This is a genomic window from Pseudarthrobacter sp. S9 (assembly GCF_050156545.1).
GTDB lineage: Bacteria > Actinomycetota > Actinomycetes > Actinomycetales > Micrococcaceae > Arthrobacter.
Window position 1 is genome coordinate 3,617,474 of record NZ_CP189576.1, and the last position, 15,835, is coordinate 3,633,308.

Consider the following 15,835-nt stretch of genomic DNA (forward strand, 5'->3'; position numbering starts at 1 on the left):
ATGACCCGCCACACACTGTCCGTTCTGGTCGAAGACAAGCCCGGTGTGCTGACCCGCGTCGCCAGCCTGTTCGCCCGCCGCGCCTTCAACATCAATTCCCTGGCCGTCGGCCCGACGGAAGTTCCGGGCATGTCCCGGATGACCGTCGTCGTCGACGCCGACGGCGAGCTGATCGAACAGGTCACCAAGCAGCTGAACAAGCTGGTCAACGTGATCAAGATCGTTGAGCTCACCCCAGAATCTTCCGTACAGCGCGACCACATCCTGGTCAAGGTACGTGCGGATGCCGCAACACGGCTGCAGGTCACCCAGGCGGCAGACCTGTTCCGCGCTTCGGTGGTCGACGTCTCCACAGAGTCGGTGGTCATTGAGGCAACGGGCCACCCCGAGAAGCTCACGGCACTGCTTTCCGTGCTGGAGCCTTTCGGCATCCGCGAAATCGTGCAGTCCGGCACCCTGGCCGTCGGGCGGGGATCCCGCTCCATGAGTGACAGGGCCTTGCGCAGCGCGTAAGTCACTGCGTAAGGCACAGCTCAAGGCACGGCCTGAGCACCACAAGCAAGCACCACAGACCAGCACCACAGACCAGCAACACGAATCCACTCATAAGGAGACACCCCAGTGACTGAAATGTATTACGACGACGACGCCGACCTGTCGATCATCCAGGGCCGCACCGTCGCCGTCATCGGTTACGGCTCCCAGGGCCACGCCCACGCCCTCAGCCTGCGCGATTCCGGTGTTGACGTCCGCGTCGGCCTGAAGGAAGGCTCCAAGTCCCGTGCGAAGGCCGAGGCCGAGGGCCTGCGCGTGCTGAACGTCGCCGACGCCGTTGCCGAAGCCGACCTCATCATGGTCCTCACCCCGGACCAGGTCCAGCGCCACGTCTACGCCGAGGACATCGCCCCGAACCTGCAGCCCGGCGACGCCCTGTTCTTCGGTCACGGCTTCAACATCCGCTACGGCTACATCAAGCCCCCGGCCGACGTCGACGTCGCCCTCGTTGCCCCGAAGGGCCCGGGCCACATCGTGCGCCGCGAGTTCGAAGCCGGCCGCGGCGTGCCGGACCTGATCGCCGTCGAGCAGAACCCGTCCGGCAAGGCCAAGGAACTGGCCCTGTCCTACGCCAAGGCGATCGGCGGCACCCGTGCGGGCGTCATCGAGACCACCTTCACCGAAGAGACCGAAACCGACCTCTTCGGCGAGCAGGCTGTCCTTTGCGGCGGCGCTTCGCAGCTGATCCAGTACGGCTTCGAAACCCTGACCGAAGCCGGCTACAAGCCGGAGGTTGCCTACTTCGAGGTCCTGCACGAGCTCAAGCTCATTGTTGACCTCATGGTGGAAGGCGGCATCGCCAAGCAGCGCTGGAGCGTCTCCGACACCGCAGAGTACGGCGACTACGTCTCCGGCCCGCGCGTGATCGATGCCCACGTGAAGGAAAACATGAAGGCTGTCCTCAAGGACATCCAGGACGGCACCTTCGCCAAGCGCTTCATCGACGACCAGGACGCCGGAGCTCCCGAGTTCAAGGCGCTGCGCAAGAAGGGTGAAGACCACCCGATCGAGGCCACCGGCCGCGAACTGCGCAAGCTGTTCTCCTGGATCAAGAACGAGGACGACTACACCGAGGGCTCCGTCGCCCGCTAGGCATCGCCCGGCAGGGGAGCCGGACACCATTTCCTGGGGTCCGGCTTCCCTGCGTTTCAGCACCACCCGTTGCACCAAAATCCCCACCTGAAATACAAGAGAGCTAAAGAGGTCACCGGTGACAAGCACCAAACCTGTAGTACTCCTCGCTGAGGAACTTTCGCCCGCCACAGTCGAGGCCCTTGGTCCGGACTTTGAAATCCGACAGACCGACGGCGCCGACCGTTCCCAGCTGCTCTCTGCGATCGCCGACGTCGACGCGATCCTGGTCCGCTCCGCCACCCAGCTGGACGCCGAAGCCATTGCCGCCGCGAAGAACCTCAAGGTGATCGCCCGCGCCGGTGTGGGCCTGGACAACGTGGACATCAAAGCCGCCACCCTGGCCGGCGTCATGGTGGTCAATGCGCCCACCTCGAACATCGTCTCCGCCGCCGAACTCACGGTCGGCCACATCCTGAGCCTGGCCCGCCACATTCCGCAGGCCAGCGCCGCCCTCAAGGACGGCGAGTGGAAGCGTTCCAAGTACACCGGCATCGAGCTCTTCGAAAAGAAGATCGGCATCATCGGCCTCGGCCGGATCGGCGCCCTCGTCGCGGCCCGCCTGAAGGGCTTCGACACCAAGATCCTCGCGTATGACCCCTACATCACCTCCGCCCGGGCCGCCCAGCTCGGCGTGCAGCTGGTGACCCTGGACGAGCTCCTCGCGCAGGCGGACTTCATCACCATCCACATGCCCAAGACGCCGGAAACCGTGGGCATGCTAGGCGCCGACGCCTTCAAGAAGATGAAGAGCACCGCCTACGTCGTCAACGTCGCCCGCGGCGGCCTGGTGGACGAAGAAGCCCTGTACGCGGCGCTGGAGTCGGGCGAGATCGCCGGGGCCGCCGTCGACGTCTTCGTCAAGGAGCCCAGCACCGACCTGCCGTTCTTCAAGCTCGACAACGTCGTGGTGACCCCGCACCTGGGCGCCTCCACCGACGAGGCGCAGGAGAAGGCCGGCGTGTCCGTGGCGAAATCCGTCCGCCTGGCCCTGGCCGGCGAGCTGGTGCCCGACGCCGTCAACGTCGCCGGCGGCGTCATCGACGAGGACGTCCGCCCCGGCATCGCGCTGATCGAGAAGCTGGGCCGCATCTTCACCTCCCTGACCCATGCCTCGCTCACGCAGTTCGACGTCGAGGTGGCCGGTGAAATCTCCTCCCTCGATGTCAAGGTGCTGGAGCTGGCGGCACTCAAGGGCATCTTCGCCGACGTCGTGACCGAGCACGTCTCCTACGTCAACGCCCCCGTCATCGCAGAGCAGCGCGGCATCAACGTCCGCCTAATCACGACGCCGGACACCGAGTCCTACCGCAACGTCCTGACCCTGCGCGGCGCGCTCAGCGACGGCAGCCAGATCTCGGTGGCCGGGACCCTGACCGGGCCCAAGCAGATCCAGAAGCTCGTGGGCGTCAACGGCTATGAGGTGGAGATCCCGATCAGCGAACACCTCGTGGTCGTTGCCTACTCGGACCGCCCCGGCGTGATCGGCACCATCGGCCACATCCTGGGCATGAACAACATCAACATCGCCGGCATGCAGGTGGCACGGCAGGCCGAGGGCGGTCAGGTGCTGGCCCTGCTGACCATCGACAGCTCCGTTCCGCAGCAGGTCCTTGACGCGATCAAGGCCGGAATCGGCGCTGACATGGTCCGCGAGGTTGATCTCGAGGACTAATATCCTCCCCGTGGGCGCCGGCGGCGGCTCAACCGCTGCCGGCGGCCACGAAGGAGTGGCCGGTCTGCGTACAATGGCTAGGTCCGAATTTTCGGATTCTGGCCGGCAGACCGGCCTTTACTTTTGCACGCCCGGCAGGGGACGCCTTCAATTCTGCAAGGAAATGAACTGTGGCGTGCGCACGCAATCCAGCTTTCAGGAGCCCAATGAACGCCGTCCAGAGGTTCATCAGAAGCAGAGTGCTTCTGCTGACCGCGTCCATTTTGATCGTGGCCATGTGCCTGTCCGTCCTCGTCCAGGGCCAGTCCCAGGCGGCGCTGAACCGGACCGTTGACCAGAACTCCCGGGGCTTGTACGACGTCCTGGTCCAGGCCAAGGCCGACGGCAACGGCGGGCTCATGCAGCCGGACATCGCCACCGGCCAGGGCGGCATCAGCTTCGAACAGCTGGACTCCCTCCGGAAGCTGTCCGGCACGTCCGTGGCGGCGCCGATCAGCCTGGTCTCCCGCGTCACCCAGAACCTGGAGTCCCCGCGGCTCGACGCCACCGACTACCTGGGCTTCAACGCCGGACTCGCGGGCACCTCAGGGGACCCCACCGCCACGGATCCCAGCAAATGGCCGGCCGCCGAGTCGGTCCTGAGCGACTCGGCCAAGAAGTACCGGCTCACCGCCAGCGCCGTGAGCTCTGACGGCCACTCCGACCAGTCCCTCTTCAAGACCACGGCCGAAGGCTCCCTCGGCAAGGCCAAGCTCGTCGAAGAGCAGGTCGCCGGCGGCAAGAACGTCCGCATCCAGGGCCCGGCAGGGGAAACCGGCATCAAGTTCCCCGCCCCGGCCGGCGGCTCCGAGCACAACCTTTTCAACCTTTCGGTGTCCCTGCCGATGGCGCCGCAGGTGACCGAGTCCGTCGTCGCCGTCGACCCCGTCTCCGAACGGGCGCTGCTCGGCACGGCAGGTGACTTCCTGGCCCCCCTGGAGAAGGCGCCCCCCGCCGACGCCCGCAACGCCGCCGCGATCGGCCGGCACTTCGAGAGCCTCTTCACCAACGGCATCGGGATGGACCAGCTGAAGGAAGGCCCCGACTTCCTCGGCGTCAAGCTCAAGTACTGGGCCCCGCTGATGACCCAGTACCAGCAGGCAAAGCGCAACGGCCAGCTCACCGCCGACTCGCAGGCCATCCCGCTGATCGTCCGCTCCGGCACCTCCCTGGACCTGAAGTACTCGGTCAAGATCGAGGAAATCGACGGCTCCGGCAATGTCACCAAGGACGTCGGCACCGTGACCCGCTCACTGGACAAGGACTACCTGCCGTTCGTCTCAAAGTCCCCGTTCGCGCTGTCCTGGCCCGGCTCCAAGGACCTGTCGCAGCTGATGGGCGACACCGGATCGTTCAGCCAGGGCCTCTACAACCCCGCCACCTGGAGCACCGACTTCGCCGCGGCCCCCAAGTACAAGGACGGCGAAACCGCCGGCAACGGCGCCGTTGACAAGAGCGCCATCCCCGGCGACTGGGTCACGGTGAACCGGCTGCCGGAGAAGGCCGCCAACGGTGCCCCCGTGGACCAGACCCAGCGGAACCCCGTCGACGAGCGCTCCTACCGGGAAAACCTCGCAACGGGGAAGAAGCTGGCCACCCCGCTCGCGATGGTCTACGGAACGTTCGACGCCGCGCAGGTCAAGGAAGTCGCCGGTGACGTCAACCGGCTGCCGCTGGGCGGCTACGACCCCACCCCGTTCACGCTGACCAAGGACGCCGCCGGCAAGGACGTCCAGAACACCGAACTCAAGCCTTCGCTGAGCGCCACGGGGCTGGCCAGCCAGTCCGCCGGCGCCATCACCGACTACTACGGCCTCGCCGCAGCCCGCGGCTTTGACACGAACGCCTCCGTGATCGACGCCGTCCGTGTCCGGGCCAAGGTCCCGGGCAGCTGGAAGCAGGCGCAGTCCGAGGTGGAGAAGCTCGCCAACGAGATCCGCGACCTCGGCCTGCAGGCGACGGTCGTGGCGGGTTCCGCCCGCGAGGACGCGAGCATCGCCGTTCCGGGTTACTCCAAGGACGACGCCGGCAAGGAGTCCGCGCTGGGCACCGTGAAGCAGTCGTGGGTCCGCCAGGACGCCGCGGACGCCGTCTCCGGCTCCCTGACCGGGACGAACCTGACCCTGCTGTTCCTGACGCTGTGCGGCGCGGCCCTGCTGACCGGCGCCTCGACCGTCAGCTACGTGCGGAAGCGCCGCAGCGAGGCCGGGACCCTGCGGGCCATGGGCTGGACGCAGCGCAGGATCCGCTCCTGGGTGCTGGCCGAGTTCGGCGTCGGCGCGGCCCTGCTGGCCGTGGCCGGAATCGCCCTGAGCCTGATCAGCTGGAGCCCGGCAACCGCCATCGTCTCGGCATCGGTCCTGGCGCTCTATGTGGGCGCCGCCTACTTCGCGGCGCAGCAGCTGCGCCACCGCGATGAAGTGGACCAGGAGCCGCAGCACGATGAACGGCTCATCCCGGTTGACTCCCCGCTGACCTTCGCCAACCGGCAGCTGAGCACCAACAAGTTCAACACGATCTCCCTCGCCGTCGCCGTCGGCGTCTTCGGGGCTGCCGTGGGCGGGCTGGTCGCCCTGCTGATCGACATTCCCCGGGCCGCCGGCGCCAGTGCGCTCAGCGGGCTGGCCGCGGCCAGCATCGCGCTGCCGAGCATCATCCTGGCCCTGTCCGGCGTGGCCGTGGGGCTTGTGCTGACCATGGTCACCGGACGCTTCGAGCTGCAGGCCAAGCGCCAGTACCTCGGCACGCTGCAGGCCATGGGTTGGAACCCGGACATGCTGGGCCAGGTGCGCTTCTTCGAAAACGTCATGGTGGGGACTGTCGCGCTGCCGCTGGGTGTGCTGGGCGCCCTCGGCATCGGCCTGCTCCTCGCCCCCTATGCCGCACTCTGGGCCGCCCTCGCCGGCCTTGTGGCTGTACTTTGCTGGATTCCCATTGCAACGAAAGTAGTCCAATGACTGACGAGCTGAACCTTGACCGGGCGGCACACGACCGGATGACTGCCAGCACCCGCCGCGGTGCCCACAAGACCCGCGCCAACACGATCGTGAAGGCCACGGACCACGCCACCCCGCTGGAACTGAGCAACATCACCATCCACTACGGCGGAGGCAAGGGCGGAGCCGAGGCCGTCAACGTGGTGGACGACTTCAACCTGACCCTGCATGCCGGCGAGATGCACTGTGTCGCCGGCCGCTCCGGCTCGGGCAAGACCAGCATCCTGACCGTCGGTGCGGGCCTGACCCTGCCGACGTCGGGCCGGGTGTTCTGGGAAGGCGATTCGCTCGAGACCATGGGCGACGACGAGATCGCCGACCGGCGCCGGGCCCTGATCGGCTACGTCGACCAGGGCGGTGCCCTGATCGACGGGATGAGCGCGCTGGAAAACGTCCTGCTGCCGGCCGTGCCCGACGGCGAGGTGGAGAAGCGCCGCGACATGGCCAAGGACCTCCTGGACCTCGTGGGCCTGGGCCGGCGCATGCGCCACCGTCCCGCCCAGCTCTCCGGCGGTGAACGCCAGCGCGTGGCGATCGCCCGGGCGCTGATCCTGGGCACCCGCGTCCTGATTGTCGACGAGCCCACCGCAAGCCTGGACCGCGCGTCGGCCAACCGCATCATCAGCATCCTCAAGGACACGACCTCGGACGGCATCGCCGTCCTGGTGGCTTCACATGACCACGAACTTGTCCGCCAGAGCGATACCCTGACCGAACTGATCTAGATTTAGGGGTAGCGTCTCCCGTCTGCCGGCCCCGCCACCGCTTCCGAAAAAAGGTAACTTCCCAGAGTGTCGTCTTCAGCCAAAACCCCGTTCTACATCACCACTGCCATCACGTACCCCAACGGCGTGCCGCACATCGGCCATGCCTACGAGTACATCGCCACCGACGCGATGGCCCGGTTCAAGCGGCTGGACGGGTACGACGTCTTCTTCCTGACCGGCACGGACGAGCACGGCATGAAGATCGCGCAGACGGCGGAGAAGGAAGGCATCACGCCCAAGGAGCTGGTGGACCGCAACGCCGCAATCTACCAGGCGGCACACGCTGCCCTGGGGATCACCTATGACCGTTTCATCCGTACGACGGATGAAGACCACTACGCGGCGTCGCAGGCCATCTGGAAGAAGATGGAAGCCAACGGCGACATCTACTTGTCCAAGTACGCAGGCTGGTATTCGGTCCGGGACGAAGCGTATTACGTCGAGGACGAGACGGTGGTGAAGGACGACGGCGTCCGCTACTCGCGCGAATCGGACACCGAGCTCACGTGGACGGCCGAGGAAAGCTACTTCTTCCGGCTCTCCGCCTACCAGGACAAACTGCTGGCGCTGTACGAGGCACACCCTGAATTCGGTGCCCCGCAGTCCCGCTTCAACGAGGTCATCAGCTTCGTCAAGCGCGGCCTGGAGGACCTGTCCATCAGCCGCACCAGCTTCGACTGGGGCGTCCCGGTCCCCGGCAACGACAAGCACGTCATGTACGTCTGGGTGGACGCCCTGACGAACTACCTCACCGGAGTGGGGTACCCGGACCTCGAGTCGGAGTCCTTTAAGAAGTACTGGCCGGCCGACGTCCACGTGATCGGCAAGGACATCTCCAGGTTCCACGCCATCTACTGGCCCGCCTTCCTGATGAGCGCCGGACTGGAACTGCCCAGGCGGGTCATGATCCACGGCTTCCTGCAGAACAACGGCGTCAAGATGTCCAAGTCCCTGGGCAACGTGGTGGCGCCGGCGGACTTCGTGGCACAGTACGGCCTGGACCAGGTCCGCTTCTTCCTCCTGCGCGAGGTTCCCTTCGGCGCCGACGGCAGCTACAACCACGAGGCTATCGTCGGCCGGATGAACTCTGACCTGGCCAACAACTTCGGCAACCTGGCCCAGCGTTCCCTGTCCATGGTGGCCAAGAACTGCGACGGCCGCGTTCCCGTCCCGGGAGAATTCTCCGCCGAGGACACCGCGCTGCTGGCCCGGGCCAAGGGACTGCTCGACATTTCCCGCGCCGCGTTTGAGAAGCAGGAGTTCAGTCGCGCGCTCGAAGCGATCTGGGGCGTGCTGGGCGACACCAACGCCTACTTCGCCGAGCAGGCCCCCTGGGTGCTGCGGAAGAGCGACGTCGAACGCATGAACACGGTCCTGTACGTCACCCTCGAGGTGCTGCGGATCGTCGCCATCCTCGCCCAGCCGGTCATGCCGACGGCCACCGCGGCGATCCTGGCCACCCTGGGCCAGCCCGAGGGCGAGGCCCGCCAGTTCGCGGCCATCGCCGAGCCGATCGCGGCAGGAACCGCCCTGCCCGCCCCCGCCCCGGTCTTCCCGAAGTACGAGGAGCCCGCCGAGGCGTAGCCTGAGCCGCCACCGATTCGCCGAGGTGACACTTGACGCCAATGTTTCGCGGGCGGAAACATTGGCGTTGAGTGTCACCTCGGGGCGTTTGAGGGGTTCGTGTGGTGTTCGAATACTGAGACAACTTGACCAGAATGTGGATCCCTTGGCTAACCTGAAAACATGAGTGCATCCACGATTGATCTGGCCGTCATCCCGGGCGACGGCATTGGCCCGGAGGTCACCGCCGAAGCCCTGAAAGTCCTCGAAAAGGCCGCCGCGGCCGAGGGGATCGTGCTGCAGCAGACCCACTACAACCTGGGTGCGCAGCACTGGCTCGAGACGGGGGAGACCCTGCCGGAGGAAACCCTCGCCGACCTCCGCACGCGTGACGCCATCCTCTTCGGCGCCGTAGGGGCAGCCCCCGGCGATACCCGGATCCCCTCCGGCATCATCGAGCGCGAACTCCTGCTCAAGCTGCGTTTCAGCCTGGACCACTTCGTCAACCTGCGGCCCTCCCGCCTCTACGCCGGCGTCGTCAGCCCGCTGGCCAACCCCGGCGAGATCGACTTCATCGTGGTCCGCGAGGGCACCGAAGGACCCTACGTGGGCAACGGCGGCACGCTGCGCGCCGGCACCCCGCACGAGGTCGCCACCGAGGTCTCGCTGAACACCGCCCACGGTGTGGAGCGCGTGGTCCGGGATGCCTTCCGCCGGGCCAACGACCGCCCCCGCAAGAAGCTGACCCTGGTGCACAAGCACAACGTCCTGGTCTACGCGGGACATCTCTGGAAGCGCACGGTGGAGGCCGTGGCCCAGGAATTCCCCGAGGTCACCCACGACTACCTCCACATCGACGCCGCCACGATCTTCATGGTCACCGACCCTTCCCGCTTCGACGTGATCGTCACCGACAACCTCTTCGGCGACATCATCACCGACCTCGCCGCAGCCGTGACCGGCGGCATCGGCCTGGCGGCGTCAGGCAACATCAACATGGAACGCACGGCGCCGTCCATGTTCGAACCCGTCCACGGTTCCGCCCCGGACATCGCCGGCCAGCAGAAGGCGGACCCCACCGCGGCGATCCTCTCCGCAGCCCTCCTGCTGGACCACCTCGGCTACGCCGGAGCCGCCCGCAGGATCGAGGCGGCCGTCGTCGCCGACATTGAAAGCCGCGGCGGCGGGTTCCGCAGCACCAGCGCGATCGGCGACGCCATCGCCGCCGCCCTGTAGGCACGCCCCGTAGCGCACACCAACGGGCGTAAGCTTGTCTCGAATCACCAAAATGCTGCCGTGGTCCGAGGATGAACCACGTCCACACACCAGGCAGCCGATCGTGGAGGAACCATGACTCAGACAGCCCATGGCGTCGAATTCACCCAGCATGTCTCGGACACCCCGAAGTCTGCTGAAGAGCGAGCAGCCATCCTGGCCAACCCGGGATTCGGCAACTATTTCACCGACCACACCGCGATCGTCGACTACAGCGTCGACGCCGAGGGCAAGGGCAGCTGGCACGACGCCCGCGTTGAGGCCTACGGACCGATCGCCCTGGACCCGTCCGCCGCGGTGCTGCACTACGGCCAGGAGATCTTCGAGGGACTCAAGGCCTACCGCCACGCCGACGGCTCCATCTGGACGTTTCGCCCGGAGGCCAACGCCGCCCGCATGAACAAGTCCGCCCGCCGGCTGGCCCTCCCCGAAATCCCGGAAGAATACTTCCTCGGAGCCATCCGCGAACTCGTCTCCGCGGACAAGGAATGGGTGCCCTCCGGCGACGGCGAGGCCCTGTACCTGCGCCCGTTCATGATCGCCACCGAGGCCTTCCTCGGTGTCCGCGCCGCCCGCGAAGTGTCCTTCCGTGTCATCGCCTCCCCGGCCGGTAACTACTTCGGCGGCGAGCTCAAGCCCGTCTCGATCTGGATCTCCCGCGAATACGCCCGCGCCGGCCGCGGCGGGACCGGCGCCGCCAAGTGCGGCGGCAACTACGCCGCGTCGCTCATCGCCCAGATGGAAGCCGAGGAGCACGGCTGCAAGCAGGTCCTCTTCCTGGACCAGTTCAATGACAACGCCGTCGAGGAACTCGGCGGCATGAACGTCTTCTTCGTGATGAAGGACGGCTCGCTGGTCACCCCGGCGCTGACCGGAACCATCCTCGAGGGTGTCACGCGTTCCTCGGTGATGCAGGTCGCGAGGGACATGGGCCGCGAAGTCACCGAACGCAAGATCACCCTGGACGAATGGCGCGACGGCGTTGCTTCCGACGACATCGCCGAGGTCTTCGCCTGCGGCACCGCCGCCGTCATCACGCCCATCGGTGTGCTCAAGGACAGCACGGAGTTCATCGGCTCCGAGGACGCGAAGGCGGGGGAGACCACCATGGCCATCCGCGCGCAGCTCCTCGGCATCCAGACGGGCATGGTGGAAGACACCCACGGCTGGCTGACCCGCCTCGCCTAAGCGGCATTGATTCAGGACGTTTAGCTTACGACGGCGGCCCCCACCTGACGGTGCGGGGTCGCCGTCGGCATTTGAGCTCCCGCCACCCTGCCCCTTTCGGAGCCTCGGCCGCTGGTGCACAATGGGCACATGACTGGACTCATCCAGGTTCTCGGTGTGGTCTTTGGCGTCCTGCTGATCAGCGTCGGCATTCTTGAGTCGTTTTTCATCCGCGACCAGCGCCTCCACCGGCTCGTCCTGGTGGATGCGGAGGACACCGACACGGTCCGGCTCTGGACCTTCAACCTGGGCTTCTACAACGTCATCTGGGGGATAGGGGCCATTGTTGGGGCTCTCATGCTCGGCGGCGGGGCGGCGGCCGCGGGACGCACCCTCCTCCTTGTCACATGCGTGGGCCACGTGGTCCTCGGCATCATCCTCTACCTCTCGGAGCGGCGGCTCTGGGCGAGTGCCATCGCCGAAGCGCTCCCGCCGCTGTTCATCACCATTCTGCTGCTCGCGTAGACCGCCGCGTCCGGATTCAGTGTAAAGATGGAAACGTGACCCCCGAGACCTCCCGCGGCATCGTCCGCAGTAGCCCGCTGACCCGGTTCCGCCTCGCCCCCAATCCGGGGCCCATGAGCCTGCGCGGCACCAACTCCTACCTGATCGCGGCCCCCGGCGCGGCGGGCAGCGTCGTCGTCGACCCCGGGCCCCTCGATGAGCCGCACCTGCAGGAGTTGGCCGGGGCAGGACCCGTGGAACTCATTCTCATCACGCACCGGCACGCCGACCACACCGCCGCCGCCGCACGGTTTTCGGAACTGACCGGCGCCCCCGTGCGGGCCGCCGACGCGGCCCACTGCCACGCCGGCAGCCCCCTGCTGGACGGCGAAACCCTCCGGGCCGCCGGAGTCGAAGTCAGGGTGCTCGCGACGCCGGGCCACACCTCGGACTCCGTCTGCTTCCACCTGCCCCAGGACGGCCCGCACGGCTCGGTGCTGACCGGAGACACCATCCTGGGCGAGGGCACCACGGTCCTCGACTACCCCGACGGCACCCTCGGCGACTACCTCGAATCGCTGGACCGGCTGGAACGCCTGGGCCCGGCCACCGTCCTGCCCGCCCACGGTCCGGTGCTGCAGGAACTGGACCGCACCGCCCGTGCCTACCGGGAACACCGGCAGGGACGGCTCGCCCAGATCCGCGCCGCCCTCGAGCTCCTGGGCGCCGACGCCGGCGTGGACCAGGTCACGGACGCGGTGTACGCCGACGTCGATCCCGCCGTCCGCCGCGCCGCGGAGCTGTCGGTCGCGGCGCAGCTGGAGTACCTGCGCAGCCGGACCCGCTGAGCCCGCCGTGACACCGGAGGGCGGCCGCTGAGACGGTAGGCTTGGGGCCATGCGTATCGCCCGGTTTGTAGTCGATTCTGATCCCCTCTACGGCATTGTTGAAGGTGAGCCCGGCAGTGAGGAAGTCACCGTCATCAAGGGTGATCCCTTCTTCCACGGCGTGGAACGAACTGCCATGAAGCACAAGCTGGAGGACGTGCGCCTCCTGGCGCCGATCATTCCGCGCAGCAAGGTCATCGGCGTCGGCCGCAACTTCGTGGAGCACGCGCAGGAGCTCGGCAACGAGGTTCCCCAGCAGCCCCTGCTGTTCCTGAAGCCCAACACGTCCGTGATTGGCCCCAACGATCCGATCATCCTGCCGGAGTTCTCCGAGGAAGTCTCCTTCGAAGCCGAGCTGTGCGTGGTCATCGGCCGGATCTGCAAGGACGTGCCCGAGGAACGCGTCGACGACGTCATCTTCGGCTACACCTGCGGCAACGACCTCACGGCCCGCGACGTCCAGAAGACGGACCTGCAGTGGGCCCGGGCCAAGGGCTTCGACACCTCGGCGCCGCTGGGCCCGTGGATCGAGACCGAACTCGACACCGAGGACCTGCAGATCCAGGGCCGGCTCAACGGCGAACTGCGCCAGGACGGAAGCACCAGCCAGATGGTCCGCGGTGTCCGCGAGCTCGTCTCCATCGTCTCGCGGGCCTTCACCCTGCTGCCCGGTGACGTCATCATGACCGGCACCCCGGCCGGCGTCGGACTGGTCCAGGCCGGGGACCGCTACGAGGTCGAGATCGAGGGCATCGGCCGCCTCTCCAACCCGGTGGTGCGCCGCTAGACGCCGCGAGGCAGGCCGGGCCTGCGCCTGAGGATTCTGCGGAGCAGCTGGAATCCTTCGCCGAAGGAGAGGTCCGGCAGGTAGGCCCGGGTTACCGCGTTTGCGACGCCGGGCAGGGCCGCGGAGTCCGGGTACACCATATAGAGCGGCGCATAGCGGGGGCGGAATTTTCCTTTGAAGGCAAGAAGGGACCGGAACCCGTAGACGGGTTCAAGGGCGGATCCCAGCCGGTCCAGCAGGCGGTCCAGTACGACGGTCTCCTGCGCGGAACCGTCGAACGGCGCGGGCTGAGGGTCTCCGGGGATACGGGCCAGGGGAGCCCCGGAAAGGCTGATGAAGCTGCACCCTTCATCCCTGAGGCTGATCGCGGCGGAGGCGATGAGGAATTCGATGGCGGCACGGAACCCCGTGCTTCGGCGCCTCATGAAGTCAAGCGTCCAGCCGACGATGCGTCCGTTGCGGTACACGGGGAGCCACGATGTGACTGCGTGGACGCGGTGATGGGCGTCGACGGCGATCAGGCAACGGACTTCACGATCGTTGAGTTCCTCCAAGCCGCCGAGGGTGAAGCCCATTTCCGGCAGCTTCCTGTCGGCGACCCATTCTTCGGAGATCGCCTGGATCTGGGCCTGGATTGAGAGGTGCGCCGTGGGGTAGCGGATCCATTCCGCATGGATTCCGGATTTGGCAGCGTTGTTCATCGCGGTACGGATGTCCTGAAAGTTTTTCCCTTTGAACGACAAGGCATCCAAGGGGAGAACGGTCTCCTGGGCAACTTGCACGGCGTCCCAGCCGAGGACGGACGCGGCATCCCGGACTTCCAGGGGGACGGAGTAGAAACATGGCGTCCACCCATTGGTCCTGCAGTAACCGGCGAATTCCTCGATGACGCCTGATGTCTCGGTTCTTGGTCCGACAGGCGCGCCAAGGGTCAAGGCGATCCCGGTGATGACCCGGTAGGCGATGAAGCTCTCCCCGGAGACGGAGAACCAGTAGGAGCTCCCGGGCCAGGTGGTCATCCAGGATATCGAACTCCCTTCCCGCGTTGTGAGGATCGCCCGGGCCCGGTCTTTGTCGGCGCTGTGCCGGGTGTGGGCCGGCCGCAGAAACGTGGTGAGGACCAGCACACCGGTTACAGCCCAGAACACGATGCCGGTTCCTTCGTAGAGCAGCACAGCCGCTGTGGTCTGGGGGAAAAACGCTGGAGGCGCGTCCACGGTGAACCCCAGGGGCAGGAACCTGTCCGGAACGTCTGCCGCCAGCTCGGCGGGACCCGGAACAGGGGCAAAGGACGGCGCGAGGGCCAGCCCGGCGGCAACATAGATGAGGCCCAGCACGCCCCCCAAGCCCAGGACGCGGGCGGCGAGGCGGGTGTAGGTCCCGCGCGGCGCCGCGATCGGGAACAATTTACGGCAGGCCAGCAGCACTCCGCAGAGAACCACGGGCAGAAGCAGCGGCGCCACAAGTAATAGCGGATGTGCGGGGGCGCCCGATTGGCTCGCGCCGATTCCCTCGCCTACGCCCGTGTCCGGACCGGCTGCCTGCAGAACCGTGGCGATGGTCATGAGCGCCGGCACCGAAAGGCCGGCTTGGACCAGCAGCGCCCCGGCCCAGGCGAAGCGGCGTCCGCGCCGGAGTCCTTCGGCGAGCAGCAGCAGCAGAAAGGACGGAAGAATAGCCATGAAGATCCCGCCGGCACCGGCCCTCAGCTGCAGATGGGCGGCGGCGCATTCTTTGCCCTGCGCCGGATCCGCGCAAAGAGTTTGCAGTGTGGCGGGGTCCACGGGCTGGATGTTGGTGAACAGGAAACGCAGGACCGACAACGGTCCGACGGCGTGCGGGATCAGGCCGGCAACAACCGGTCCCACGGCTGAAACGGCCATGAGGAGGGCGAGCAATACCCGGCCTTCGTGTCTGGAGCTGACAGGGCGGACCAGCCGCGGCCTGCGGCCCAGGAGAGCCGGGCCCAGGAGCGCGCCGGCGCCTCCGGCCCCGAGGCGCACCAGGTCCGCGAAACCTCCGCTGTAGAGTGCAAGGAGTACCAGCAGCCCGAAGACAGCGAGACGGATGCGGCGCCTCCACAAGGTGGCCATGGATGCCGTGGCGGCCATGGCCGCACCGCAGACCAAAGCGCTCGGTCCCAGAATGTAAGTGCCGCCCATCTGCAGGGCCCAGCTCCCCATCAGGAACCGGGTTGCCTCCCAGAATGCGGTGGCTGCAATGATGCCCGCCGTCTGTGCTACCACAGCCGAGAGGGCAAGTTTCAGGCTCCCCATCTGACGTTCCAAAGGTATGCCGGCCAGCAGCACAAGAACGGTTCCCAGCACATAGCCGAGCAGATCGCGGGCCCAGAATGCGGACGCCAGCAGCGCCCACCAATGGCCTGGCAACGAATGCGCCGTCGCGACCACTTCCGCCCTCCACGTCCCCGCCGGGCCGGAGAAAATGCTGGAGGACGCTATGCCTAGGATCCAAAAAACAGCGACAAA

General features: G+C 66.9%; 12 protein-coding genes. 11 read left to right on the forward strand and 1 reads right to left on the reverse strand.

Going from position 1 to position 15,835, the window contains the following annotated elements; translation table 11 throughout:
- The 11 genes from ilvN to ACQCSY_RS17455 all read left to right on the forward strand — a co-directional run bounded on the left by ilvN (window position 1) and on the right by ACQCSY_RS17455 (window position 13,346).
- Window positions 1–513 (forward strand): acetolactate synthase small subunit, encoded by a 513-nt coding sequence (gene ilvN, locus ACQCSY_RS17405; RefSeq protein ID WP_211878190.1) that lies wholly within the window; start codon window positions 1–3, stop codon window positions 511–513.
- Window positions 514–621: 108 nt separating this feature from the next.
- Window positions 622–1,647: a ketol-acid reductoisomerase gene (gene ilvC, locus ACQCSY_RS17410; RefSeq protein WP_427130718.1), complete on the forward strand. Its 1,026-nt coding sequence runs from the start codon at window positions 622–624 to the stop codon at window positions 1,645–1,647.
- A 118-nt stretch (window positions 1,648–1,765) separates the two neighbouring features.
- Window positions 1,766–3,361 (forward strand): phosphoglycerate dehydrogenase, encoded by a 1,596-nt coding sequence (gene serA, locus ACQCSY_RS17415; RefSeq protein WP_427130719.1) that lies wholly within the window; start codon window positions 1,766–1,768, stop codon window positions 3,359–3,361.
- Window positions 3,362–3,567: 206 nt separating this feature from the next.
- Window positions 3,568–6,357: an ABC transporter permease gene (locus ACQCSY_RS17420; protein ID WP_427130721.1), complete on the forward strand. Its 2,790-nt coding sequence runs from the start codon at window positions 3,568–3,570 to the stop codon at window positions 6,355–6,357.
- Window positions 6,354–7,121, forward strand: a complete 768-nt coding sequence (locus tag ACQCSY_RS17425; RefSeq protein ID WP_427130722.1) for an ABC transporter ATP-binding protein — start codon at window positions 6,354–6,356, stop codon at window positions 7,119–7,121. The genes ACQCSY_RS17420 and ACQCSY_RS17425 overlap by 4 nt, the downstream gene beginning before the upstream one ends.
- Window positions 7,122–7,187: 66 nt before the next feature.
- On the forward strand, window positions 7,188–8,747 hold the full coding sequence (gene metG / locus ACQCSY_RS17430; protein ID WP_427130723.1) for a methionine--tRNA ligase: 1,560 nt from the start codon (window positions 7,188–7,190) through the stop codon (window positions 8,745–8,747).
- A 162-nt stretch (window positions 8,748–8,909) separates the two neighbouring features.
- Complete coding sequence (locus tag ACQCSY_RS17435) at window positions 8,910–9,962, forward strand: 3-isopropylmalate dehydrogenase (RefSeq protein ID WP_427130725.1); 1,053 nt, start codon at window positions 8,910–8,912, stop codon at window positions 9,960–9,962.
- Between the two features lie 114 nt (window positions 9,963–10,076).
- Window positions 10,077–11,189 (forward strand): branched-chain amino acid aminotransferase, encoded by a 1,113-nt coding sequence (locus ACQCSY_RS17440; protein ID WP_427130726.1) that lies wholly within the window; start codon window positions 10,077–10,079, stop codon window positions 11,187–11,189.
- Window positions 11,190–11,318: 129 nt separating this feature from the next.
- Window positions 11,319–11,693: a DUF1304 family protein gene (locus ACQCSY_RS17445; RefSeq protein ID WP_427130727.1), complete on the forward strand. Its 375-nt coding sequence runs from the start codon at window positions 11,319–11,321 to the stop codon at window positions 11,691–11,693.
- A gap of 35 nt (window positions 11,694–11,728) precedes the next feature.
- Window positions 11,729–12,520, forward strand: coding sequence for an MBL fold metallo-hydrolase (locus ACQCSY_RS17450; RefSeq protein WP_427130729.1), 792 nt, complete (start codon window positions 11,729–11,731; stop codon window positions 12,518–12,520).
- A 49-nt stretch (window positions 12,521–12,569) separates the two neighbouring features.
- On the forward strand, window positions 12,570–13,346 hold the full coding sequence (locus ACQCSY_RS17455; RefSeq protein WP_427130731.1) for a fumarylacetoacetate hydrolase family protein: 777 nt from the start codon (window positions 12,570–12,572) through the stop codon (window positions 13,344–13,346).
- Here the strand turns inward: ACQCSY_RS17455 and ACQCSY_RS17460 are convergent.
- Window positions 13,343–15,757 carry a bifunctional lysylphosphatidylglycerol flippase/synthetase MprF gene (locus ACQCSY_RS17460; protein ID WP_427130733.1) on the reverse strand — a complete coding sequence of 805 codons (2,415 nt, stop codon included), beginning with the start codon at window positions 15,755–15,757 and terminating at the stop codon, window positions 13,343–13,345. The genes ACQCSY_RS17455 and ACQCSY_RS17460 overlap by 4 nt on opposite strands.
- Between the last annotated feature and the right edge of the window lie 78 nt (window positions 15,758–15,835).